The sequence below is a fragment of the Ruegeria sp. CDSA079 genome (assembly GCF_059612245.1).
In genome coordinates, this window is sequence record NZ_JBXWQF010000024.1 from 1 (window position 1) to 24843 (window position 24843).

Annotated in this window: 24 protein-coding genes; 8 read left to right on the forward strand and 16 right to left on the reverse strand. The window is 55.6% G+C overall.

Features of this window, described 5'->3' with window-relative positions:
- Positions 1–465 (reverse strand): AraC family transcriptional regulator ligand-binding domain-containing protein (locus tag AC2FJZ_RS19175; RefSeq protein ID WP_496779640.1); only part of this gene is annotated, 465 nt, incomplete at its 3' end.
- A 149-nt stretch (positions 466–614) separates the two neighbouring features.
- Complete coding sequence (locus AC2FJZ_RS19180; RefSeq protein WP_496779642.1) at positions 615–1526, reverse strand: LysR family transcriptional regulator; 912 nt, start codon at positions 1524–1526, stop codon at positions 615–617.
- A 214-nt stretch (positions 1527–1740) separates the two neighbouring features.
- On the opposite strand from AC2FJZ_RS19180, the gene AC2FJZ_RS19185 reads away from it, so the two are divergent.
- Positions 1741–3408, forward strand: coding sequence for a GMC family oxidoreductase (locus AC2FJZ_RS19185; protein WP_496779644.1), 1668 nt, complete (start codon positions 1741–1743; stop codon positions 3406–3408).
- A 41-nt stretch (positions 3409–3449) separates the two neighbouring features.
- Complete coding sequence (locus AC2FJZ_RS19190) at positions 3450–5960, forward strand: CoA transferase (protein ID WP_496779646.1); 2511 nt, start codon at positions 3450–3452, stop codon at positions 5958–5960.
- Positions 5961–6774: 814 nt separating this feature from the next.
- On the opposite strand, the gene AC2FJZ_RS19195 is transcribed toward AC2FJZ_RS19190, so the two are convergent.
- Positions 6775–7461 carry a GntR family transcriptional regulator gene (locus AC2FJZ_RS19195; RefSeq protein ID WP_496672281.1) on the reverse strand — a complete coding sequence of 229 codons (687 nt, stop codon included), beginning with the start codon at positions 7459–7461 and terminating at the stop codon, positions 6775–6777.
- A 78-nt stretch (positions 7462–7539) separates the two neighbouring features.
- Between AC2FJZ_RS19195 and AC2FJZ_RS19200 the strand changes: the two genes are divergently transcribed.
- From AC2FJZ_RS19200 to AC2FJZ_RS19215, 4 genes are all read left to right on the forward strand, one after another.
- Positions 7540–8580 (forward strand): TRAP transporter substrate-binding protein, encoded by a 1041-nt coding sequence (locus AC2FJZ_RS19200; RefSeq protein WP_496779648.1) that lies wholly within the window; start codon positions 7540–7542, stop codon positions 8578–8580.
- Between the two features lie 78 nt (positions 8581–8658).
- The gene (locus AC2FJZ_RS19205) at positions 8659–9144 is read left to right on the forward strand and encodes a TRAP transporter small permease (RefSeq protein ID WP_109312800.1); all 486 of its coding nucleotides are present in this window, start codon (positions 8659–8661) and stop codon (positions 9142–9144) included.
- Between the two features lie 10 nt (positions 9145–9154).
- Positions 9155–10438 (forward strand): TRAP transporter large permease, encoded by a 1284-nt coding sequence (locus AC2FJZ_RS19210; RefSeq protein WP_050606113.1) that lies wholly within the window; start codon positions 9155–9157, stop codon positions 10436–10438.
- 47 nt (positions 10439–10485) lie between these two features.
- Positions 10486–11631, forward strand: a complete 1146-nt coding sequence (locus AC2FJZ_RS19215) for an alpha-hydroxy acid oxidase (RefSeq protein ID WP_496779650.1) — start codon at positions 10486–10488, stop codon at positions 11629–11631.
- A gap of 24 nt (positions 11632–11655) precedes the next feature.
- Here the strand turns inward: AC2FJZ_RS19215 and AC2FJZ_RS19220 are convergent, their stop codons facing one another.
- The 13 genes from AC2FJZ_RS19220 to AC2FJZ_RS19280 all read right to left on the reverse strand — a co-directional run bounded on the left by AC2FJZ_RS19220 (position 11656) and on the right by AC2FJZ_RS19280 (position 22373).
- Positions 11656–12069: a methylglyoxal synthase gene (locus AC2FJZ_RS19220; RefSeq protein ID WP_496672271.1), complete on the reverse strand. Its 414-nt coding sequence runs from the start codon at positions 12067–12069 to the stop codon at positions 11656–11658.
- Positions 12050–12568: a 2,4'-dihydroxyacetophenone dioxygenase family protein gene (locus tag AC2FJZ_RS19225; protein WP_496672268.1), complete on the reverse strand. Its 519-nt coding sequence runs from the start codon at positions 12566–12568 to the stop codon at positions 12050–12052. Before AC2FJZ_RS19225 ends, AC2FJZ_RS19220 begins: the two co-directional genes overlap by 20 nt.
- A gap of 10 nt (positions 12569–12578) precedes the next feature.
- The gene (locus tag AC2FJZ_RS19230) at positions 12579–13280 is read right to left on the reverse strand and encodes an SDR family NAD(P)-dependent oxidoreductase (RefSeq protein WP_496672266.1); all 702 of its coding nucleotides are present in this window, start codon (positions 13278–13280) and stop codon (positions 12579–12581) included.
- Positions 13277–13903: a 2-dehydro-3-deoxy-6-phosphogalactonate aldolase gene (locus tag AC2FJZ_RS19235; RefSeq protein ID WP_496672263.1), complete on the reverse strand. Its 627-nt coding sequence runs from the start codon at positions 13901–13903 to the stop codon at positions 13277–13279. Before AC2FJZ_RS19235 ends, AC2FJZ_RS19230 begins: the two co-directional genes overlap by 4 nt.
- Entirely contained in the window at positions 13900–14820 is a 921-nt protein-coding gene (locus AC2FJZ_RS19240; RefSeq protein WP_496672260.1) for a 2-dehydro-3-deoxygalactonokinase, read from the reverse strand. Before AC2FJZ_RS19240 ends, AC2FJZ_RS19235 begins: the two co-directional genes overlap by 4 nt.
- Positions 14801–15490: an RraA family protein gene (locus AC2FJZ_RS19245; protein WP_058275456.1), complete on the reverse strand. Its 690-nt coding sequence runs from the start codon at positions 15488–15490 to the stop codon at positions 14801–14803. Before AC2FJZ_RS19245 ends, AC2FJZ_RS19240 begins: the two co-directional genes overlap by 20 nt.
- A 12-nt stretch (positions 15491–15502) precedes the next feature.
- Positions 15503–16534, reverse strand: a complete 1032-nt coding sequence (locus AC2FJZ_RS19250; RefSeq protein WP_496672257.1) for a C-terminal binding protein — start codon at positions 16532–16534, stop codon at positions 15503–15505.
- Positions 16527–17021 carry a lactoylglutathione lyase family protein gene (locus AC2FJZ_RS19255; protein WP_496779652.1) on the reverse strand — a complete coding sequence of 165 codons (495 nt, stop codon included), beginning with the start codon at positions 17019–17021 and terminating at the stop codon, positions 16527–16529. Before AC2FJZ_RS19255 ends, AC2FJZ_RS19250 begins: the two co-directional genes overlap by 8 nt.
- Before the next feature lie 22 nt (positions 17022–17043).
- A complete protein-coding gene (locus tag AC2FJZ_RS19260) occupies positions 17044–17832 on the reverse strand; it encodes an SDR family NAD(P)-dependent oxidoreductase (RefSeq protein WP_496672255.1) in 789 nt (262 codons plus the stop codon).
- A gap of 1 nt (position 17833) precedes the next feature.
- A complete protein-coding gene (locus AC2FJZ_RS19265) occupies positions 17834–18835 on the reverse strand; it encodes an ABC transporter permease (protein ID WP_496672253.1) in 1002 nt (333 codons plus the stop codon).
- Positions 18832–20355 (reverse strand): sugar ABC transporter ATP-binding protein, encoded by a 1524-nt coding sequence (locus tag AC2FJZ_RS19270; RefSeq protein ID WP_496779654.1) that lies wholly within the window; start codon positions 20353–20355, stop codon positions 18832–18834. The genes AC2FJZ_RS19265 and AC2FJZ_RS19270 overlap by 4 nt, the downstream gene beginning before the upstream one ends.
- 87 nt (positions 20356–20442) lie before the next feature.
- The gene (locus tag AC2FJZ_RS19275; protein WP_496672248.1) at positions 20443–21477 is read right to left on the reverse strand and encodes a sugar ABC transporter substrate-binding protein; all 1035 of its coding nucleotides are present in this window, start codon (positions 21475–21477) and stop codon (positions 20443–20445) included.
- A gap of 26 nt (positions 21478–21503) precedes the next feature.
- Positions 21504–22373, reverse strand: coding sequence for an SMP-30/gluconolactonase/LRE family protein (locus AC2FJZ_RS19280; protein ID WP_496779655.1), 870 nt, complete (start codon positions 22371–22373; stop codon positions 21504–21506).
- 108 nt (positions 22374–22481) lie between these two features.
- On the opposite strand from AC2FJZ_RS19280, the gene AC2FJZ_RS19285 reads away from it, so the two are divergent.
- Together AC2FJZ_RS19285 and AC2FJZ_RS19290 are read left to right on the forward strand one after the other, a co-directional pair.
- Positions 22482–23153, forward strand: a complete 672-nt coding sequence (locus tag AC2FJZ_RS19285; RefSeq protein ID WP_496672244.1) for a GntR family transcriptional regulator — start codon at positions 22482–22484, stop codon at positions 23151–23153.
- 178 nt (positions 23154–23331) lie between these two features.
- Entirely contained in the window at positions 23332–24843 is a 1512-nt protein-coding gene (locus AC2FJZ_RS19290; protein ID WP_496779657.1) for a sugar ABC transporter ATP-binding protein, read from the forward strand.

The window sequence follows — 24843 nt, forward strand, 5'->3', positions numbered from 1 at the left end:
TATCTTCTCTCCCGTGCCAGCGCGTGCCATGTTCACAAGAAATGTAAATGTGGCGTCAGTCAGTGCATCTGGTTCTGTCTGCTTGGCGTACGTCCAAGCAGTGGTCACGACACAACCCTCGTCTTTGACAACAACATGGAACTCTTCAGGTGCACAGAGCGCCTTGAAGCGCGCGACACGGTGCAAGGCCTCGCCCACGTTTTTGGCGTGGAAAGCGACCAGAAAGGAAGGGGGCAACGTCGAACCATGCATAGCCCGCGTCAAGGCCAACCCAATATCATCACCTCCGAGTTTCTGTAGCGCTTCCCACAACGCAAAGAGTTGTTTCGTGCTAATGCGCGCGCCCGGCGAAATCACGCTTTGGGGTAGCATGGCCTCGCGCAACAGCGCTACCGGATTGATCGACAAACTTCTAAGTGCGTTCCAGAACGTGTCTGGCGTCTTTATCCGATCTGGTGCTGGCATGAGTACGTTCCTTGCTGTCTGGGCAGAACATAGCATTTGGAGCCGAGCAAGTTTATAGCGCCGCCCGCCATACCACTCGCAGAACGCGCCAAATGACGATAATCGCTATAGCTTCACCGGAAGCCTTTGTGCTGCTTATGAAAACCAGATCACCAGGACCGGTGCAGCAGGTCGAATGTCTCGGCTATCATCGGGCTATCTTTACGTCGTTCTAACGCCACAAAACACAGGCAAGCAGGAACTGACACGGAATTGCAGACGGCGAGTCCGAAGGATTGCTTTTGATGGAGCGCTATGGAATCGCGACAGAGACTCAGGCCAATGCCGGATCTTACCATTTCAAGCATCGAAGCTTCTTGATCGACCAGAGCAACCACGTTCGGGCGGCTGGCCTGTCCTTCGAAAATCTTGGCCAGCAGGCGATGGTGGACGGAGGCTTCGGGCGTGCCAATCCAAGGGAGGGCTGCAAGAGAAGACCAGTCGGCCTCTTCCACCTGTTTCTGCCAGCCAGCAGGCCCGATCACGCGATACGTGAAATCGGCCAGCTTTAGGGCGTGCACCGGATCGCCTCCGTCTGACCCAATACTGGCAAGGTCATCGGGCCCACACAGGTAGAAACCGGCATCTATCCGGCCCCGTTTGAGCCATGTCAGAATGTCTCCGCTGACACCGTGTATCAGTTCGGTTTCAATACCAGGATGCTCGGTGCGTAAATCCGCCAGCAGTCGACCCAGCCGAATGAACTCCGGATCGACAATCGTGCCGATCGTCAATTTCCCACTCAAACGACCAATACGCTGGCGGGCGCTGCGTTGGAAGTCACTGGCTGCATCGAGGACTTGTTGAGCCTTCGCTAAAACCGCAGCGCCGTCATGGGTGATCTGTAACCCAGTTGCGGTTCGGTTGAACAGCGTAAGTCCCGTCTCTTCACCAAGACGCTTGATTTGATGGCTGATGGCCGGCTGGGTCAGATTCAACACTTCGGCTGCGCGTGAAACGCTACCTTCACGGGCCACCGTCACAAAGGCCAGGATGGTGTTAATATTCGAAAACCGGTCCATATAAAATTCACTAATATGGCATTGTGCGAATTGTCATTAGCTTTTTGTGTGCCGCTCCGGCACAGATCAGTGAAACCAACGTTGCGTGGTGGCGGGTGAACCGCCCCCCGACCTTCGAGGGTGAATTGAAAGGACGGCGTACCGGAAAACACAAATCCGTTTCCTTTCCGGTGCGCAAACGGCGAAGCAAAGACTGAATAGGTGGAAGACAAAGATGTCTGACGGCGCAAACAGGTTCGACTATATCGTGATTGGTGGCGGATCAGCCGGGTGCCTGATGGCCAACAGGCTGAGTGCTGACCCTACGAACCGCGTGTTGCTGCTTGAGGCGGGCAAGCCTGACACCTATCCGTGGATACACATTCCGGTCGGCTATCTCTATTGCATTGGAAACCCGCGCGCAGACTGGATGTACAAGACCCAGCCAGCCAAGGGGTTGAACGGACGCAGCCTGCTTTACCCGCGCGGGAAGACGCTCGGCGGGTGCTCCTCGATCAACGGGATGATCTATATGCGGGGTCAGGCCCGCGACTATGACAATTGGGCCAAGCTCACCGGCGAAGAAGCATGGAGCTGGGAAAACTCGCTGGCTGATTTTAAGGCACATGAGAACCACTACAAGTTGGATGACGGTGCCGACCCGCGCACCGGCGACAACAGTCGGTTTTCCGACCTGCACGGGCATGGCGGCGAATGGCGAGTCGAAAAACAGCGGCTGCGTTGGGATGTTCTGGACAGTTTTGCAGATGCTGCGGTCGAAAACGGCATTCCCAAAACCGATGATTTCAACGCGGGCGACAATTCCGGGGTTGGCTATTTCGACGTCAACCAGCGCTCGGGCTGGCGTTGGAACACGTCCAAGGCGTTTCTGCGCCCGGCCAAATCGCGTCCGAACCTGACGATCTGGACGGAAGCACAGGTTGAGAGGTTGACCTTTGACAAAGGCGGCGACGCTGCGTTGCGTTGCACCGGCGCGGTTGTCCGCCACAAGGGGCAGCCCGTCACGGTCCGGGCCTCAAAGGAAGTGGTTCTGTCGGCAGGTGCCGTGAACTCTCCGCAAATCCTGCAACTGTCGGGGATAGGCCCGGCGGCGCTTTTGAAAGAGCACGGGATAGATGTGGTGATGGATGCGCCTTACGTGGGCGAAAACCTGCAAGATCACTTGCAAATTCGTGCGGTCTACAAAGTCAGGGGTACCAAGACGTTGAACACACTGGCCAACTCCCTGGTAGGCAAGGCAAAAATCGGCTGGGAATATGTGCTGAAACGCTCGGGCCCGATGAGCATGTCGCCCAGCCAGTTGGGTGCTTTCACCAGATCGGATCCGACGCGCCCGCATGCCAATCTCGAATACCATGTCCAACCGCTGAGCCTTGAGGCGTTTGGTGAAGACCTGCATGACTTCCCCGCGATCACCGTCAGTGTTTGCAACCTAAACCCAACCAGCCGCGGGCATGTCCGCATCGCGTCTTCGAATTTCCGTCAGGCACCCGAGATCACGCCCAACTATCTGGACACCGACGAAGATCGCAAGGTTGCCGCCCAAAGCCTGCGGCAGGTGCGTGAAATTATGGCTCAGACCGCGATGGAAGCGTACGAGCCGGAAGAATTCAAACCGGGTATCCAATATCAAACCGACGAGGAACTGGCTCGGTTGGCAGGGGACATCGCCAGCACGATCTTTCACCCTGTCGGCACGATCAAGATGGGTCGCGAGGACGATGAAACCGCCGTTCTCGACCCGCACCTGCGCATGAAAGGAGTGGCTGGCCTGCGCGTGGTCGATGCCTCGGTCATGCCAACGATCACAAGTGGCAACACCAATTCACCCACAATCATGATCGCAGAAAAGGCCGCGGGCTGGATACTGGCGGGCCAATAAGACCTATCGACATGCGGGAATAAGAGTTTCTGGGAGGAACCATGCGCAATTCGTTTTCCAATCTTCCGCTGACCGGCTTGAAAGTTGTCGACTTCGGTCAGTACATCGCCGGTCCTGCTGTTGCGATGTTGCTGGGCGATCTGGGCGCAACCGTGGTTCATATCGACCCACCTGACGGTCCGATGTGGGACAGCCCGGCAAACGCTGCACTGAACCGAAACAAGGTGATCGTTAATCTGGACCTCAAGACACCAGAGGGATTGGACAGAGCCAAGGCGCTCTGCGCCGAGGCCGACATCATCGTCGAGAATTTCCGCCCCGGTAAGCTGGCCGCGCTTGGAATAGACTTTGCCGCAATGCACGACAAAAGGCCTGAGCTGATCACTATCTCAGTCCCCGGTTTCGCATCGAACGACGAAGAACGGCGCGAACTTCGGGCCTATGAAAGCATCGTCGCGGCAAGTTCGGGTGTGTTCACCGACATGGGGCTGAACCGGGTTCTAATGGGACTGAATCCGTCATTTTCTCCCCTGCCGCTTGCCTCGGCATACGCCTCGCAGATCGCGGCCTCTGCCGCGGTGTTGGCTCTGCAGTCCCGGCAGGTAACAGGCCTTGGTGACCAGATCGAAGTTCCGTTGGCCGCCGCCGTGATGGAGGGGCTCTGCTACAACTCGATCAAGGTCGAAAACATACCCGAGCGCTATCTAACCCAGCGCGAGGTCGAGATCGAACGTCGGCGCATCGAAGGCCTGCCGATGAATGTTGCATATGAAGATCTGCAGGAACTGCTGGACCCGTTCTTCCGCAGCTACATGTGCAAGGACGGGCGCATGTTCTACGTCGTCTGCCCCAGCCACAAGAACCATGCCCGCCGGTGCTTGGAAGTGCTTGGCATTTACGACGAATTGGTCGCGGACGGGCTGACGTCGGAAGACGACACATACAAACCTTGGTCGGAATGGTCGCATGATACCTCACTTGGGGTCTATCCGGTGCCCAAGTTCTGGGCCGATAAAATCGCGGCGCGTATGAAAGAGGTCTTCATGACCCGCACATCGCACGAGTGGAAAAAAATGTTCGGCCGTGGATTGATCCCCGGTGCGCCGCAGCGCTGGCTGCAGGAATGGATTCACGACGAATACGCCGAGACCTCGGGGCTGATGATCGACGTCCACGATCCGATTTATGGCGATATGACGCAACCCGGCCCTGTGGTTTGGATGGAGGAAAGTGGCGAAGAGGCATTGCAGCCCGAGCCCCGCCGATGGGTCGATTTCGACGAAGCGCTGAAACTATTGAGGAAACACAGCACCGAGATTCCAGCACCTTGTGAAGAAACAGCGAAAGAAGGGTGGTTGTCCGGCGTACGGGTACTGGACCTATGCAATGTGATCGCGGGTCCGCATTCGGCCAGTTACCTGGCGCGGTTCGGGGCCGAGGTGATCAAGCTCGACCCATCCATGCCGATGTATGACAGTTGGAACACCGTCATCTATGGCATGTCACAGATGCGCAGCAAACGCTCCATTCTGGCAGACATCAACTCGCAACACGGACGCCGGATTTTCGAGGACCTTGTGAAATCCGTGGATGTCATCGTTTGGAACGCACCAGACAATCAAATCAAGAAAATGGGTCTGGATGCCGATAGCCTGCGCAAGCTCAACCCTGATGCGCTGTTCTGCAAACTCGATTGTTTCAGCGGTGTGCGTCGGGGCACGCGGACCGATTACATCGGTTACGACGATCTGGTTCAGGCGACGACGGGCATCATGTTGCGTTTTGGTGGCGCCATGGACCGGCCAGAGGAACACGCCCATGTAGGCACGATCGATGTCATGTGCGGATTTGGCGGTGCGCTTGGAGTGGCCGCAGCACTCTATCAGAAATACCGCTTCGGTCGGATTGGGCGCGGGCGCACCTCGCTCAATGCCAATAGCGGCCTTTTGCAAGTCCCCTTTGCTTTTGACTACAAAGGCCGTGGGCTGTTTGACGAGCCGTCGGGCCCCGAGGCAAACGGCTATGATGCTCTGACCCGCTTCTATAGCACCGCGTCAGGTCGCTATGTGCTGCTCAGCGCCTACGAAGCCGATCTGTCTCGGTTCCGAAAAGTCGAAGGCTTGGAGGATCTGCCGGATCTGGCGGAAGAAGACCGCGCTGCGTACCTGGCGACCGCCTTCCAAGCCCTTCCTGCGTCGGATTGGGTGGAAAAGCTGCACGCGGCCGATATCGGCGTGGCGATCTGCGAAAACCTCGACGCGTTGCGTGCGCGGAATTCTCGCGAGGCAGATGGCACACCGGGCACCAAAAATGGCAGCTACTCCTTCTCGATTTACCCCGATCATCCGAGTGGGCATGAAGTGACACAACTTGATCCCTACGCGGTGCGCCCAAGCCGTGCAAAAGTGTTTGCGGTCGAACCATCCGAGAAGTTCGGCACTTCAACCAGAACGATCCTCAGTGAACTCGGCTATGCTGATGAGGCCATTGAAGTGATGATCAAATCTGGCGATGTCGCCGAGTCCTGGAGTGAGGAATATTTGCCAAGCTAAGTGAATACCCAAGTCGCTTGTGACAGGGAGTAGGGGCAAATTTGCTTTTTTCTACTGGCGGCCCTGAGCATATCTTTGTGACTGCAGCGGCCAGATACCACTTTGAACCTTTACTGACCGATGCTGCGAGCTGACTGAACTGGTAGAGCGCCGACAATCGCGGACATCCGGCCAAGTTAATCGGATGAGTTCATGGTGCCAATGGCCGCTTTGATCCCGCACATCGGACCTGGTGGACCTTGGTGCTAACTGCAGCTAATGACCGCTTTCCGCCCAATCCCACGCAAGTCGTATGACAGGCGAGTTCCCTAACGTCCCAAAAGTCAAAAGCAGAAAAGTGAGGCACAATACTGGACACAAACCAATTTCTGAACACTTCCCATTGACCCCATTTTATTTATTTTGTTAATTTTCAGTATGTTGACAAAAAAATCCTACCGCCCCAGCCATAATTTTCCAGAAAAGCCAGGAAAATAAGGAGGCGACAGAGCCCCCGGAAAATTGGATGTGACACAGCCAGCCAGAAATCGACCCGGCGGTCGGTTGCCCAAACCCCTTACCATGGCCTCCGGTTCAGTCAGTTTGACCATGAGGTCAGTACGAAAACGGCCCACTACGACATTCATACTGGATACAGTCCGCCGCTGTTCCGTGACCTACTCGGAAATTTCGTTTTTTTAGCGAATGCGTGCACGCCAACCTCACTGCAACCACACGATAGTTCACGCTACTCAGCAGAAGATAATTCGGCCAATCAGGCAAATCGCAGCGATATTTGCGTACGCAATGGGCGGGCCACAGGCAAACTGGAATCTTACCGCCTCTTCTCGGATGGCAGTTCGTTGCCAGCCAGATCCGAGTAAGAGCGTTCTCCTCGTGTGATTTGCCGACTTAAGACGTTCTTTGCGGCTTTCACTTTGCCCTCACGCAGATGGGTAGTGATTGCATCATGTTCTTTCAGAGATTTGGCAGTGCGATCCGGGCGCTTTGATAAATACGTGCGCATTGTTCGAACGATGTCACTGACTTTCTGATATCCGTCCCGCAGGTAGCTGTTGCCACAATGTCTGAAAAATGCGTCGTGAAAAGCTGCGTCCAACTCGAGATAGCGTTCGAAATCATCGGCCTTCCGTGCTTCAGTCATCTCAGTCACTAAATCCGCAAGTTCATCAAGCAAAGCAGAAGGGTTTTCTTCAAGCGCCTGATCCATCGCCGCTGTTTCGAGGATCAGCCGATACTTACAGAGTTGCACGACATCCTCGTGAGACAGAGTGAAAACAAATGCTCCGCGCCGCGGAACGATCTGCACAAGACCCTGTAGGTTTAACGCTGCAAGAGCTTCGCGAATCGGCGTCTTACTGATACCCATGGTCGTTGAAAGTTTGGCTTCCTGCAGCGACTCGCCCAGTCGAAAGACACCCTGCACGATGTTTCTCCGGATTTCCGCCTCCGCAATTTTGCTCAATGAATCCGGTCTCTTAATTTGCATTTTCCCAGCCATATTCATGGTATCCGACCACTCTACTGTTTCAGTGTTTCAGGTCCAGCATTGATTTATATATTGTATCTGATATGTCAGATGAAAGATCGTAAAATGCTAAACCGTTCATGGGAGGATACCTTGTTCAACAAATCCACATTCGCGCTTGCCGTCGCCATGTCGACCGGACTTGCCTTCGCGGCCTCGGCCGAAACAGTTATCAAAATTGGTCACGGCGCCGCCGAGGCATTCCACATGCATCGGGCACTCCTGAAATTCGAAGAACTGGTTGAGACCGGTTCGAATGGCGAGATCGATGTCCAGATCTTTCCATCCTCGCAGATGGGCCCGGACCGCGAGATGATCGAAGGTGTTCAAACCGGTGTTCTTGAAATGGCTATTCCCCCGTCTTCGTTCTTCGCAGGTTGGGATCCGGCTTTTGCGGTGATCGAGCTTCCCTACATGTATGCCTCCAAAGACATCGCCTTTGATGTTCTTGATGGTGAGGCCGGTGACGGAATGCTTGGACGGGTCGAAAATCAGGGACTGGTCGGTCTTGGTTGGCTTGAGTTGGGTGTGCGTAACGTGACCAACAATGTCCGTCCAGTTGAAACACCCGAAGACCTCGAAGGCGTAAAACTGCGCACTATGAAAGTGCCAGCACATGTGGCGACATTCGAAACACTCGGGGCCAACCCAACGCCGATGAACTTTGGCGAGGTCTATTCTGCCCTCCAGCAAGGCGTGATCGACGGGCAAGAAAACCCGCTGGCGATCATTACCTCACAGCGTTTCTACGAGGTGCAGAAATACCTTTCGACCACGGGCCATGTCTTTGCGGTCTACATGCCGGTCATCTCCAAACCATTCTTTGACTCGCTGCCTGCGGAGCATCAGCAACTAATCCGGGAGTCAATGGCCTCCGCTCGTGATTATCAGGCCGAATTGGTCGCCAGCGAAAATGCAGAGCAGCTGGAACAGATCCGTGCTGCTGGTGTCGAGGTTCTGGAACTGACGGCAGAGCAGAGACAGGCCTTCGCCGTCAAAACCGAAAGCGTTCGCCTGCAATATCGCGATGAAGTTGGCGCAGAAGCCTACGACGCTTGGGTCGCGGCGGTATCCGCAGCAAGCGGAAGCTGACCCACGATATACTCTATCAATCCGGGCACCCGTGCCATGCGGGAACGGGTGCCCCTTTCGTTCAAGGGGAGGTGAACGATGTCGGCTATCAAATGGATCGATATGAATGCCGAAAAAGTCTTAGCCAGCGCGCTCTTGGCCGCGATTGTCGTGTTGATCTTTGGCAATGTATTCATGCGCTACATCATGAATGCCTCTCTTTCATGGGGTGAAGAGCTAACGCTTTGGCTGTTCGTCTGGTTCGTCTGGCTTGGTGTCAGCTATGCCTTCCACACAGGCGATCATGTGCGCATCACGGTCCTGCGTGATGTCCTGAGCGAGCGGGCGAGGCTTTTTGCGGATGTTGTGATCGCGCTTCTGGTCCTTGGGTTTCTGATCGTTCTTACAATTGAATGCATCAAGCTGATCCGGCAACCCTTTGTCGCCAGCCAGACCTCGGTTGTTCTGGGGCTGCCAATCCCGATCCTCTATGCCTCAGCGCCGGTTGGTGCGGGCCTGTCCGCGATCCGCGTCACTCAACATCTGATCCGAACCCTGCGTCTGATCGCAGGAACCAAAGTGTGAGGAACCCGGCATGCTTGCGACAACGCTTTTCCTGACACTTTTCGCCCTTTTGCTTTTCAGCGTGCCAATTGGCATCTGCCTGGGTCTTGCGACGATGATCGTGATGGTCTTCGTGGATGGAACTCCGCCGATGGTGCTTTTGGCGCGCTCGGTGGTGACAGGCGCAGACTCGTTTCCGCTGATCGCTGTTCCTTTATTCATCCTCGCGGGCGACCTGATGCAGCACGGTGGAATGTCGCGCCGTCTGGTTGGGTTCGCCAATGCCCTGATAGGTCATATCCGGGGCGGGCTGGCTTATGTGAACGTGCTTGCCTGCGTGTTCTTTGCCGCCATATCCGGGTCGTCCCCAGCAACCGTCGCCGCCATCGGATCAAACATGATCCCCGAGATGGAAAAGGTTGGCTATACGCGCAAATTCAGCGGCGCATTGACGGCGTCTTCAGGGATGATCGGCGTGATGATCCCGCCAAGTATCCCCTTTATCATCTACGGTGTTACTGCCGAGGTTTCGATCGGAAAGCTGTTCCTGGCGGGTGTTGTTCCCGGCATCCTCTTTGCCCTCATGTTCATGTTGGTCGCCCGTGTCCTGCTGCGAAAGGATGAGGTTGTTCAGCAATCGACAACCACGTTCTCAGGCCCGGGTGTCTGGCAGAGCTTCCGGTCTTCGATCTGGGCACTTCTGGTGCCTGTAATCATCCTTGGGGGCATCTACAGCGGCATCTTCACCCCAACCGAAGCAGGCGCCGTCGCTGTGGTTTATGCCGCCTTCATCGGCATCTTTGTCTATGGCGATATCACCGTCAGGGACTTGCCAGAGGTCTTAGCAGGCAGTGCAAAGACCAGTGGGACCATTCTGGTATTGGTGATCATGGCGACCGCATTTGGCAGGCTGATCACGCTTGCAAGAATCCCGACAGAACTCGCCACAACGATCACCAGCCTGTCCGACAATCCGATCATCATTCTGTTGTTGATCAATCTGCTTTTGCTGGTGATCGGCATGTTCATGGAGACGATTTCGTCGATCATCATCATGACGCCGATCCTGCTGCCGGTTGCAACCGCGCTTGGTGTCGATCCTATCGTCTTTGGCGTCATTCTGACGGTCAATCTGGCCATCGGATTCTGCACACCACCTTTGGGCGTCAACCTGTTCGTGGCCAGCAGCATTTCGAAGGTCTCCATCGAAAGCCTCAGCCGGGCGATCCTACCATTCTTTGCAGGCATGCTGATCCTGCTGATGTTCATCACCTATGTGCCCGCAATTTCTTTGGCCTTACCGTCCCTTTGGTGACCGGCTGAGGAGCTTCAAACGTTAGACAACGAAACCAGGGGACCCTGATGGATCTGGACCTATCCCACCCGTCGATAGAAGATCTTCGGAATACCGCGCAAAAGCGCATTCCGAAGTTTGCCTTCGAGTACCTCGACAGCGCAACCGGCCGGGAACTGGGGAAAAGCGTGAATCGGGATGCGCTTGATGCTATCGGGTTCATGCCCAGCGTGCTGTGTGGACGAACCAAAGCTGACCTCCAAACGACACTGCTGGGGCAGACGTACGATCTGCCGTTTGGAATTGCACCTGTGGGTATGTCTGGATTGTTGTGGGCCGGTGCGGAACGGATGCTGGCGCAGGCAGCCGTCGCGCACAACATACCGTTTTCACTGTCCAGCGTAGCGGTCGCGTCCCCGGAGGATGTTGCCCCCTACATTGGCCAAAACGGGTGGTTCCAGCACTACCCAGTGAACTCTGCAGAATTGCGCCGCAAGATGCTGCCGAGGATTAAGGCCGCTGGTTTTCACACGCTTATTATTACTGTTGATGTCCCGGAAGAAAGCAGGCGTGAACGCCAGAGACGTGCAAACCTGACCGTCCCGCCCAAGGCAGACTTACGCACGCTGGCTGAAATGGCCGCGCGGCCGGCCTGGTGCCTTGCCCATCTACTTGAAGGAATCATGCCGCGCATGCGGTTCTTTGATGACTATGTACCGCAACGCGGCCGAGAGAGTTTCACGCATGCGGGCGCTTTGATCCGGGGCATCCCCGATTGGAAGTATCTGCGAGAATTGCGCGAGGAATGGGATGGTCAACTTGTCGTTAAAGGCGTTCTTCGGCCAGAGGATGCCATCCAAATGGTGGCCGAGGGCATAGATTGCATTTGGGTTTCAAATCATTCCGGTCGCCAATTCGAAGCTGGACCTGCCGTCATCGACCAATTGCCAAAAATCCGTGATGCTGTCGGACCGGATGTCCCGCTCATATACGATTCCGGTGTGGCCTGGGGCCTGGATATCATGCGCGCGCTGGCCAAAGGTGCCGATTTCGTCATGGTCGGGCGGGCGTTTCAGTATGCGGTCACAGCTTTTGGATCACAGGGCATAGATCACCTCGTGCATATTTTGCGAGCTGACATGACAGCTAATATGAGCCAGTTGGGCGTTGAAAAACCAGACCACCTTGCCCGTTTCCTTCTAAACTGCGACTGAGCAATCCGCCGGAATCTGAAAACCTTAGGACCGCGCGTTGTTGTTGGTCGCACGCAGGCCCTTCACGATCAGATCAGCCGTTGATCGCGAACACGCCATCGGTAGATCGTATACTGTTGCAAGACGAGTCAACGCCTTTACATCCACATCATGCGGCATAGGCGAGAGTGGATCGACGAAGAATATTAAAGCGTCGAGCTTCTCTTCGCAGATCATGGCACCGATCTGCTGGTCACCACCAAGCGGGCCGCTTTTCAAACAGGTTACATTCAATTCAGGAAATGCCTCTTTGATACGGCCGCCGGTCGTGCCGGTTGATATGATGCTAACACCCGATAACCGGGCCTGCTGAATACCAACCCAAGCCACGATCTCGTCTTTTCTTGCGTCATGCGCAACAAGCGCGAAACACGGGCGTTCACCGGATGAATTGTTCAACGTAATCCTCCCCAAGACCGACTTCGGCGAAGTGCTTTCGACACAGTTCGATCTTGGTGAAAACATCTTCGTAGCCTTGCACCTCACCCCATGGATCGACATAGCACATCACGCCATTGACCTGGAAATAGGTAATCATCTCTTCGACATCATCTGGAACAACCAACGTGTGTGTCTCACCCGGTGGTTCATAGACATAGCCGCCCTCTTCGGCGACCCAGTCATGTTCCAAATAGTGCCAGCGCCCTTTCAGAACAAAACCGTGGACAGGTTGCGGGTGACGGTGGCGGGAAAGGACTCCAGCCTTACGGACCTTCAACAGGTTCATCCAATAGCCTTGTGAGCGATTGAGGCAGAGGGGCCGGAACCACACATTTTCGGCCTGCGGCACCCAGAGCTTTTCGTCCTCGGAGACCGCGTTCGGTATCACAATCTCTTCCTGTGCATCTTTTGGGAACGGCAACTGATACGGCATTCGGGCAGTGTCGTCGTTTTTCATTGGCCTCTCCTCACATTGCCAGATAGCCACCGTCGATCGGATAAACCGACCCGGTGACAAAGCTAGCATCTTCACTCAGAAGCCAGCGTACAAGCGTGCCAACCTCTTCAGGTTTACCCCATCGTTTCATCGGCGTACGCGCCATGATACCTTCGGTTCGATCTGGGTCGTCCCGAAGACCTTGGGTCATTTCCGTCTCGATCCAGCCCGGTGCAATGGCATTTACTCTGACGCCGTCCTCGGCCCAGCGACCTGCCAATGCCTTGGTGAGTTGTGCGACCCCACCTTTTGAGGCGGAATAGGCCGGGACCAGTGGGCCGCCAAAAGTGCTGAGCATGGACGCGGTGTTAACGATTGCCCCACCCTGCTCGACCAAAAGCGGTTGTGCGGCGAGGCAGCAGCGCATCGTCCCGGTCAGGTTTACATCAAGAACCCTGGCAAAGACGTCGATATCATATTCTTCACCCCTGAGCAGAATCCCCGCGCAGTTCACCAAAGCGTCGAGGCGCCTGAGGTTGCCGAACACAGCATCGACCGAAGCCTGATCTGTCACATCGAGAAGCTGTGTTGTTATCCCGGCCTGAGGAGCAAAGGCATCCAGCTCAGAGTTCGACACGGATGCGGCGATAACGGACCAACCAGCATCAGCAAGCGACCGCGCCACACCCGCGCCGATACCTCGGGTGCCTCCGGTGACAATGGCTTGTTTCATCTTTGATCTTTCAGTGCTTGGGTGAAAGCACGCGCACGTGCGCCAATATCATCCAATGCACGGCCCGGCTTGAACAGGGCCGATCCCAACCCGAACCCGTTTGTCCCGGCTGCCTGGTACGCGGCCATTGTTTCAGGTGTGATCCCCCCCACCGCAGCAATGACAGCCTCTTGGGGCAAAATCGCACGCATGGCGGCGATAGCGGTCGGCGGCACCATCTCAGCTGGAAAGAACTTTAGAACAGAGGCACCAAGATCCAAGGCGGCAAAGGCCTCGGACGGGGTCACCACGCCCGGACACCAATACAGACCCCGCGCAACCGCGGCACGCCCCACATCCGGGTTCATGTTCGGTGAGACTATGATCCGCCCGCCTGCCTCAGCAACCGCGTCGACTTGCTCAGCGGTAAGGACTGTGCCTGCCCCTACGACGGCTTGCGCGCCATAATGCTTGGCAATTCGAGCGATCGACTCCAGCGGATCTGGAGAGTTCAGCGGAACTTCGACGATACGAAAGGCGGCCTCAATGAGCTCACCCGCAACTGGTAACGCGTTTTCTGGTTCCAGCCCGCGCAAGATTGCAATCAGTGGGTTTTCGGCCAGCGCCACGGTGAGGTTGATCATCCCAAAAGCCCCGCTGCGCGGGCAATCAGAAAATGCCCTTTGGCGACGATATCATCCGGCGCTCGGCGGGTTTCCAGCCCCGCGGCCCGTAGGGCAATATCATAGCGGTCTGACAGGTCGCTGCGTCCCACAAGGGTGACTGTGCCGATGTTTTCGACAGCGCGGGTCGCAGCCGCAACCTCTGCACCTATCAGAAGGCCGGACAAGTAATCAGCCGTAGCGACCTTGGGGATTTTGCCCATGAGTGGAAGGGTCCGAACGTGAAACAAATTGTGCAATAGATTAGAACCCCCTTCGAGGCCCGCAGCTACGCCGGTTTCAAAGGCAGCTACGTCGAAGTCGTGATCCTCCATCAACGTGCCAAGGATCGTGTGCCCCTTGAGAGCTGCGAAGATCTCGCCCGTCATATAGGTCGAGAAATCCACGATCTGCCCATCCGCAACTTGGACCCATTTGCTGTGCGTGCCCGGCATTACGAAAGTACCGTCGTTCAGGCCAAGCGCGGACGCGCCAATAATCTGCGTTTCCTCGCCGCGCATCACGTCCGGGCCGCCCGCGTGCTCGATAGATGCCCCCGTCACAAAGTGAATCCGGGCTCCGCTATCGGCATCATGTGGCACCAAAGCCCGCGCAAGACCACAAGCGCCAAGCGGCATTTCGGCATAGGGCGTTTCAACCCATCCGTTCCGGCTGGTTATCATGCCAGATGCAAGGATCGGCAGATCAATCTGAGCAACCCAAGGACCAATGAGACGATCAAGGACCGCCTCGAAGGTCTTTCCAGAAACCTGCATGATGCCTTCGGGTGAAGAGACACCGTCAATGACCTCACCATCCGCACCAATAAGAAAAGCACGGAGAGAAGACGTTCCCCAATCGACACCGATAAGGGCTGGTTCAGATACGACCGAATTCATTTAAAAGATCCTCGACGGTTTTTCCCTTGGCGACCCACTTGCGGGTTTCTTCTTCGCGGTCAGCCTGTTCCTGGGCAAGGCGCACGGTTTCTTCGGCCAGTTCCTGTGGAACCACGACCACGCCCATCAAATCGGCCACGATGAAGTCCCCCGGGTTTACGACCACGCCACCACAGGCAATCGGCACGTTGATCGAAAGCTCGTCCTTGCGTCCAGAAAACATCGTGTGCGTTCCGCGCGGGGTGATCGCCCGTGTCCAGATGGGCCAGTTGATGTCTTCCAATTCGTCCGTATCGCGTCCCGTACCATCTACGATCATGCCGCGAATGCCCCGATTCTGCGCCAGCCCACCCATGAGCCCGCCGCAGACCGACGTATTGACGTCGCCGCCCGCATCCACAACGATCACGTCGCCGGGTTGGCCCATCTCCAAGGCTTTCAGAGGGTCAACGAGGTCGCCTTTGGAAAGCTGCACAGTGACGGCCTGGCCCGTAACCTTGGCGCGAAATGCGGGTTTGATAGCACTGTCCATCACACCGGTGCGGTACTGAACATCGGCAAAGATGGCTGCTGCTGAATAGGCCTCAAGCACCTTGTCGAATTTCTTGAGCAGATCCGGGTTTCGTTCAAAGTCATTGAAGACCCTAAGGTCACTACTAACGTCTGGCATTCTTGTCTCCTGTTATGCGGGTGTTGCGGCCAATGCCTCGGCATTGACCGTGTAGTCTGGCTTTTGCCCTGTGAGCACCTTGGCCACCTGCGTTGCAGCGGTGACCCGGGCGGCACATATGGATTCTTCGGAGTAGTAGGCGGCGTGTGGTGTCACGAGCACGTTGGGCAACGCGAAGAGCGGGTTGTCATCCGGGCTCCAATTGGCACGCTTGGCCGGTTCTTCTTCGGGGTCATCAAGGCCGGCGGCGGCCAGGTGGCCATTGGTCAGAGCCCGGTAGAGGGCCTTGTTGTCCACGGTTGGACCACGACCCGTGTTCACCAGGATTGCGCCCGATTTCATCGAAGCAAACTCCGCATCCGACAAGAAATGATGTGTGTCAGGCGTCATAGGCGCCTGCATCAGGACATAGTCGGAGCGTGCCAGAAGATCAGCCTTGGAAACCAACTCCACCCCCAGCGACGCCGCGACATTAGCTGGCAGAAAGGGGTCATAGGCGATGACATTGACGCCGAAGGACTGTGCCCGTGTCACAATGGCCTGTCCGATCTTGCCCAACGACACGACACCCATTGTGCGTCCGCGCAACCGAAAAACCGGTTGCCCACTTTGCCATTGCCAGATCCCCGCATGCGTTGCTCGGTCGTAGTCTGGCAATTTGCGGGCAAGTGTAAGCCACAGGGAGATCGCGTGATCCGCGACCTCTTCGGTGCAGTAGTTTTGCACATTGGTCACCAGAATGCCCCGTTCGGTGGCCGTGCCTACATCGACAATATCGACACCAACACCATAGCGCGCGATCACTTCACAGCGTTCCATCCGCGTGATCGTTTGCTGCCCTACCTTGGCATATTGGTTCATCATCGCAGCGCAGTGCGGCGCGACCTCAAAAAGGTCCTCTTCAGATTTGGCCTGAAGCGCGATGACTTCGGCACCGGCCGCTTCGAGGATCTCGGTTTCCACATCGACATTACCAAAGTCGTAGTCGGTGATCACGACCATCGGCCGATCCGTCCGTGGAACGAATGTCGGCTGATCAGACATAGGCGCCTGCCGAATATGTCAACTCGTACGAGTGGCTGTAGAGTTCGAAAATGTTGCCAAACGGGTCTTCCATGTAGACCATGCGATATGGCTTTTCGCCCGGGTAATACTTGCGCACCTGTTCCATGCGCTGGCGACCGCCCAATTCTTCGATAATTTTGATCCGCCCCTCCAGGTCCGCATCCTGCACACAGAAGTGAAACAGACCCCGGCGCCAATACTCAAACGGGCGTTCTTCTTCGATCGTCTTGGGAAATTCGAATAGCTCGATACCAACGCCGTCGCCCATCGATAGGTGTGCGATACGGAATTTGCCCCAACCTTCGCCAAAGACGTCGTCGCACATCTGGCCGATGGCGCTTTCGTCATGGACGATTTCTGTGGGCTCCATCAGCACGTATAGATCAAACGCCTTGGAATAAAATTCCACGGCCTTTTCCAGATCCGGAACCGTGATGCCGATGTGAGAGAATGTAAGTGCGACCATGATAGGCTCCTGTGTTTGAATGTCAGAGAATGTTGCGAATGATGCCGCCTTCGATCCGATGCGCAGAACCATTGGAGGCGGTACTGGCCGAGATCGTGACGATCATGCGGGCGACTTCGTCCGGTTGAACGAACCGCTGGATCAGCGAGGTGGGCTCGTCCGACTTGAAGTAGTTGTCCACGATTGTGTCGAGCGGTTCGCCTTTTTGAGCTGCAAGACCATCGAAATAGGCCTCTACCCCTTCGGTCCATGTCGGACCGGGCAGGACGGAGTTAACCCGTACCTGCGTACCCTTGGTGAGCTCTGCCATGCCACGGGTGAGACCTAATATGGCAGTTTTAGTGACTGAATAGTGCACCATCTGAGGCAGAGGCTTTACCGCGGCTTCGCTTGCCATATTGATGATCGACCCAATGCCACGTTTGAGCATAGCAGGCAGAAAAACCCGGCTCATCCGAACTGCAGACAGGACGTTGATGTTAAAATAGTACATCCAGTCATCATCGGTCAGATCTTCGAATGGTTTGACCGAAAAGATGCCGACATTGTTAACCAGGACATCAACATCACCCTGCATTTGCGCGAACTCTGCCAACGCGCTTGAGTCAGTCGTGTTCGTCAGATCCGCCGCCTTCCCTGTAACGTCGCCCAAGGTGGCAAGGTCGTCCACGCAGGCACTCACTTCGATCTCCGTCAGACCGTGAACAATGACACGTGCGCCTTCCTGCAAATAGACTTTCGCAGTCGCCTTCCCGATACCAGAGCCAGAGCCGGTGACGAGGACAAGCTTATCTTTCAGACCAAGGTCCATGTCATGCTCCCTTTTTCACACTAGATGTCTGAGCGGGCGACGCGCGCCCGAAAATGCGCGCCATCAGGGCAGAAATCTCAGCCCGCCACATGTCGATGCCAACGGCCAGAAGGATGATCAGTCCCAGCACGATATTCTGAACAGATGACGGTGCTGCATTCAGATTCAGGCCGTTCTGGACAATCACGATGGTCATGGCTCCCATCAGAGTGGCGAGGATGTTGCCGCGCCCTCCAGCGAGACTGGCACCTCCGACCACTGCTGCGGCTATCGCCTGCAATTCAAGCGTTTGCCCATAATTGGGGGAGCCGGAATTCAAGCGCGCCGACATCAGGATCGCGCCTACGGCGGTCATGAAACCTGCAATCACGAATGTTGTTGTCTGCACCTTGCGCACGTTGATGCCGGTCAGAACAGCGGCGGCAGGGTTGCCCCCGACGGCATAGATTTCGCGGCCTAGCTTTGTGAAGTTCATCGTAAATGCCGCGAGTGCATAGAAAATGACGAGGTAGAAGAAGGGCAGCGGAATGCCAAACAGCTTACCGTAAAAGATCGGTTCAAGTGCCGGATCGAGCGAAAAGATCGGTGAGCCATTGTTGAAGGTCAGTGCGAGACCACGGAATGCGATTAGCGCCGCCAGTGTGGTAATGAACGACGGTATGCGTCCGTAAGCCGTAATCAAGCCAATAAAGAGCCCCAACAATCCACCGGCGAAAAGGATAAGCGGGATTGCCAGCACGAGAGGAATGCCGAGGAACTTCAGCATCTGAGCAAGGATCATGGTCAGCAAAGCAACCATTGAACCGGAGCTCAAATCGATGCCAGCCGCGAAAATCACGATGGTAGAACCGATGGCAATGAGCGCCACGATGCTGACTTGCAACGAAAGGTTCGAGAGATTGCCCGGATTCAGAAACCGCTCTGTTGTGAGCGCGACTATCAGGGCAACGATCACCATTGCCGCGAAGGGTCCGATCAATTGAGTGTCAAAGATCCGCTTCATGCGAAAACCTCCTCAGACTTGAGTTGTGGGGTGTCGGCAGAGGCCCGGACCAGGTCATCGTGGGTCAGTTCCGACGCATCCACGGTGCGCGTGATCGTGCCGTGCTGCACGATGGCGATCCGATCGCTCATCGCCAGAAGCTCATCGTGGTCTGAACTGATCAGGATGATGGATTTGCCCGCACGGGTCAGTTTGTTTATCAGCTTGTAGACCGCAATCTTGGCACCGATATCGATCCCTTGCGTAGGTTCATCAAGGATCAGAATCTCCGAATCCGAGAACAGCCAACGCGCGATCACAATCTTCTGCTGGTTCCCTCCAGAAAGGAAGTTGACCGTTTTTTCCTCAGCCTGAGTTGAAATCTCCAGATCGCGGATCAGGTCGTGCGTGGCGTGATCCTCAGCCTTAAGGTCCAAGACACCAAACCGGCTCAGCCCGCCAAGCGACGCTGCGGTAATGTTGCCGCTGGCCCGGAAATTGAAGAACAAGCCATCATATTTGCGGTTCTCCGGAACCAAGGCCAAACCAGCACGGATCGCGTCGATTTCCCGGCGGAACCGAACCGGATTGCCCTTTAACGTGACCTGACCGGTAATAACCTCATCTGTTCCAAACAGGGCCCGTGCGATTTCAGTGCGCCCGCTGCCCAACACGCCGCCCAGGCCCAGGACTTCGCCTTTGTGGAGCGCAAAGGACGCATCTGACACTCCGGCATTGGTCGCAAGCCCGCTCGCTTCGAGAACAACTTCGTGGGTTGCGTTCTGCTCTTTTGGGTAATGCTCACCTATGTCTTCCCCGACCATCGCGCTGACAATTTCAGAGACGTTGATTTCCGTCTCGCCACTGGCCCGCACGACGCGCCCATTGCGCAGGATCGTCACTTCGTCGACGATCCGCTCCACCTCATCCAAGCGGTGGGAGACGTAGAGAATAGCTGTTCCGCGGCTGCGCATGTTGCGCAATAGCAGGTGCAGGCGTTCGATTTCGTCCTCGCCCAACGCAGCCGTCGGCTCATCAAGGATGATCATACGGGCATCCATCGCAATGGCCTTAGCAATCTCGACAAGCTGTTGCTCACCTACTGAAAGCGTGCCGGTGATGGCATTGGGTGAAACATCGACGTCCATCTCTGCCAAAACACGGGCGGCTTCGTCGTGCACCTTACCCCAGTCTATTACCCCCAATCTCGACCGGGGCATGTTGCCCAAGAATATGTTCTCGCCAACAGACAGTGTTGGAACGATCGAGAATTCCTGAAATACCGTTGCTATGCCCAGATCGCGTGCGACCTGTGGGTCACCAACTGTTACCGGTTGCCCGTTGTGAAGAATTTGGCCGCTGTCAGGTTGCTGCACGCCAGACAGAGTCTTTATCATCGTGGACTTGCCGCAACCGTTTTCGCCAAGCAGCCCATGGATCGAGCCAGGCAGAAGCTTGATACAGACTTTGTCATTCGCCAAAACGCCGGGATAGGCCTGGGTGATATCGACAAACTCCCAAAGGGGTATATCTGTTGTCATCTTGGTGGCCTCGACTTGAACGTGAAACTCAGCTCAATTGCGCCCCCGGCAGCACGCGAACATGCCACCGGGAAGCAGGGAGAACGCTCAGTACTCTTTGGATGGCTGCGGGAAGAGCTTTTCAGGTTCTTGCAGAACGCTGATTGCACCATCTTTATCCTCAATCGAGGTCGGCGTTTCAATCCATCCACCGGGATAGGAACCGTTCAGCGCATCAATCGTCGCCTGCATGGCTGCTCTGCCCATAAGGAACGGCGACGTATTGACGGTTGCCGTTATGTTGCCCGCTGCGATTTCCTCCAGGCCCGAGGTATCTCCATCGTTGCCGAGCAGAACGATATCGGAGCGGCCAAGAGCCTTGGCGGCAAACGACGCGCCAATGATCATGTAGTCATTGGCTGCGAAGATCATGTCGAGGTCGGGATGAGACTGCAGAATATCCATGCCTGCGGTATTGCCGCCTTCGACATTCCACTTGCCGTCAATGGATACAACGACTTCGAAGTTTTCGTTGCCGTCGATACCGTCTAGGAAACCGCCAACCCGCTCGGTCGAGTGATACCCGGGCTGGCCTTCGATGATGCCAACCTTCAGAGGTTTGTCGCCGTAATTCTCGATGGCCCAATTAGCGATATTGTGTGTGCCGTTTCGCTGCGAGTACCCGACCACACCGTGGATCGGCGTCGGAAAGTTCGGGATATCCGAGTTGATCATCAAAACGGCCATACCCTTGTCGACCGCCTGCTTGAGAAGGGGCGCGGCAGCAAATTCATCGTGAGTGCCAAAAATGATCGCATCCACATCCTGCGTCAGAACGTCCTGGATCATGCCCATTTGGCCGTTGATGTCTGCACCCGATTGCGGAGCCAACATGAAGACGTCAACGCCCGCTTCGGCCGCAACTGCTTTGATACCTTCGCCAATTGCGATGTAGTAGTTGAACTCAGTTGCAGGCGGCATGTAGGCGACGCGGAATTTTTCGTTTTTCGGGGCAATCGCATCAATTGGAGCCTGCGCACCGTCTTGCAGCGGGACCGGGGTCGGATAGTCTTCCGCATGGACGACAGAGGCGAGAACAGCGAAGCCAGCTGCTATCGTCGTATTCATAAGTGTTTTCAACATTTTATTCTCCTCCAGAAATTCGTTGGTTATCCGTTGAATGGCGTGTCCAGCACGCCGCAAACGCCGGGTTTGACGGCGAACAAGCCGCCCGACTCCGGTTCTTTTGATAGAGCGTCCTCATCACTCATCAGGCGCGAGGTCGTAATGAAAAGCGTGTCGAGTTCCGGGCCACCGAAGGCACAGCAGGTAGGCTTCCAGACAGGGACCTCTATGACCCGGTCAATCGTGCCGTTCGGGGCGACTCGAACAACGCGGTGACCTTCCCACTCGGCGTTCCAGACCCCCCCTTCAGCATCGACACAGGACCCGTCGGGCAGGCCCGGCTCATCTTTGAAGGAGGCATGAATGCGTCGGTCAGAAACCGAACCCGTGGCGGTGTCGTAATCAAAGGCCACGATTTCCCGGTCTGGTGTATCCGCAAAAAACATCGTGCTGCCATCCGGGGCAAAGCAGGCAGAGTTTGAGCAAGACACCTTTTCGATGATTGTCTGCACGGACAGGTCGGTGTCGATGCACAAGACTGACGAATCGGGTGCACCGGAAACTTCGTTCATCCCACCGACGATCAGCCGTCCCTGCCGATCTGTTCGCCCATCGTTCAGTCGCGTCTCAGCGTTGGCCGGTTCGAAGCGGGCAACAAGCGTTTCCACTTTTGTGTCCGGATCAAACAGAACGACCCGATCAGCAAAGGCAACAATCCAGCCCCCTGTGGCGCGCGGCGCGAAACAGCACACACGCTCTGTCATAGGGTATTTGGCACTCTTTAAAGTCGACGGCTCGTACGACCAAAGCGCGCGGCCTTCGATATCGGTCCACCAGACGAGCTCATCGGTTGGGTTCCAGAAGATCCCCTCCCCATGCTCATTCCTGCAATCAAGAACTAACTCTGCACGCATTTCAAACTGGCTCCCCCCAGTTGATCTGATATCTGATATTCCAGCTTGCCTTATCTGGTGTATCAGATATCTTCTGTCATGCAACACATTTTTTTGGAGACCCCGATTATGGCCCTTGAACGACCCAAATCTCTCCGAGAACTTGCCTTGGAGCATTTGAGGAACAGTATCATCGACGGCTCGCTAAAGATGGGCCAAATACTGTCTGAGCGTAAGATATCCGAGGAGCTTGGTGTCTCCAAATCGCCGGTTCGCGAAGCGTTGGCACAACTGCGTGATGAAGGGCTCGTCAGTATCGAACCGCAAAAAGGCGCACGCGTGTTCTCCCTTTCCGAATCTGAAGTAACGCAAATCTGTGACTTCAGGCAGGCCATCGAGACAGCCGCATTTGAACTGGCGCTATCAAGGGACCCTAACGGGTTGGCCGACAGCATGGAGAGAGTTGTGAGAGACATGGCGCGCGCACGCGCGCGCAACGATGAAAAAGAGTACCTGGCGCTGGATACATCTTTTCACCAATTGATTTTTGAGCACGCCGGAAACGACTATCTGACGGCGAGTTATACGCGCTACATAGGTAAGATCGCTGCATTGCGAACCCATTTGTCCAAGCTGCCGCAACACACAGAGCTTTCATTCGAAGAACATCAGAAAATCGCGGTCGCGGTGCGTCAAGGGGATATGAAGAAGATTAAATCGCTTCTGGTGGAGCACATTGATCGAACCCGGCAGGCCTATGAAAGTGCCTCGATCGTGCTTGAGGGTGCAAAAGCCTCCTAATCAACGCCAACACGTTTTAAAGGGCAGTCCCGCGAAGGGCTGCCCTTTTTTATGCCGTCATTAGCTTCATCACAAAGTAATTGACATCTGATATCTCAGATGCCAATTAAGCTTTGGGAGGAATACAATGACGTCAGTTTCGATTCTTGATACGAGAAACGCGCCCCCCCTGATCCGATTGGATGCGGTTAGCAAAAGCTTCGGTGCAAACGTTGTTCTTAATCATTTGGAATTCGAACTGCGCCCAGGTGAAGTGCATGCGCTTTGCGGTGAAAACGGCGCAGGCAAATCCACGTGCTTGGGTCTGCTCTACGGGCTTCATCACCCTTCAGCGGGAAGAATTCTGTGTGACGGCAATGAACGCCGAATTGAAAATCCGTCGCACGCGCAATCGCTTGGCGTCAGTTGCGTGTTTCAAGAACTCAGCCTGGCTGGCGCTCTTTCTGTCGCTGAAAACATTTATGCCGGGCGAGCTCCGACCCGTTTGGGTGTCGTTGACTGGCCGGAACTGCGCCGCCGGGCCGAAGCGCTTTTGGCAGAGTTCGGTCTGGACATCGACGTCTCATTGCCCGTCGACAACCTGCCAATCAGCTCCCGCCAGATAGTAGAAATTGCCAAGGCGCTGTCCCTGAACTCGCGCGTCCTTTTGCTGGATGAGCCGACATCAGCGCTGGCTCCTGACGAAGTGGACGCGTTGTTTGACGTACTTCGCGGGCTTACAAAAAAGGGTATCGGCATTGTCTATGTCAGTCATCACATGGACGAGATATTCCGAATTTCCGATCGAATTACCGTTTTGCGGGACGGACGCCATATCAGCACTTTATCGGTGAGCGAAACCTCCCAGGAACAAGTCGTTGCGGAAATGATTGGCGGCGGGCACCCGGGTGACGTCTGTAGATCAGTCAACACCTCAGGGAATGATATCCTTACCGTCAAAGGCCTGACGCACCCAGGTGAATTCGAAGACATCTCCTTTTCGATTAGGGCCGGCGAAATAGTCGGCATGGCCGGGCTAATGGGCGCCCGCCGAAGCGAGATTGTCCGCTCGATAGTTGGATTGATGCAAGGAGCCGAAGGGATTGTCGAGTTGCGTGGGGTGCCCGTGAAACTCAAATCGCTACGCCATGCCATGCGCTTTGGCGTAGGTTTTGTACCGGAAGAACGGAAGACAGAAGGTTTGTTTCTCGAGCAATCGCTTAGCGACAACCTGATCGCCGCAAGTCTTTCTGAACACGCGAGCTTGGGCATCATGCGCAAGGCGTCAATAAAGAAAGCCAGCAACGCTGCCATTGATGCATTTAGCGTCAAAGCCAGTGGGATCACTGAAGACGTCGGCGCTCTGTCGGGAGGAAATCAGCAAAAGATCATGCTGGCCAAATGGCTCAAGCGCACGCCTGACCTTCTGATCGTAGAAGAACCTACAAAAGGCGTCGATGTGGGCGCGAAATTTCAGATCCACACAGAGCTGCTCCGCCAAGCGGCAGAAGGAATGGCGATTCTGGTGGTGTCGTCCGATTTTCCGGAATTGGTTTCGCTGTCCTCGCGCATTCTTGTCGTTCACGAGGGTCGTCTGATGGGCGACATCGCCGCCGAAGACGCCAGTGAAGGCGTACTTCTGCAAATGGCCGCCGGGAACGCCAATCGCTCGGCTGCACAGCCATCCCAACATAAAGGAGTCGCGTCGTGA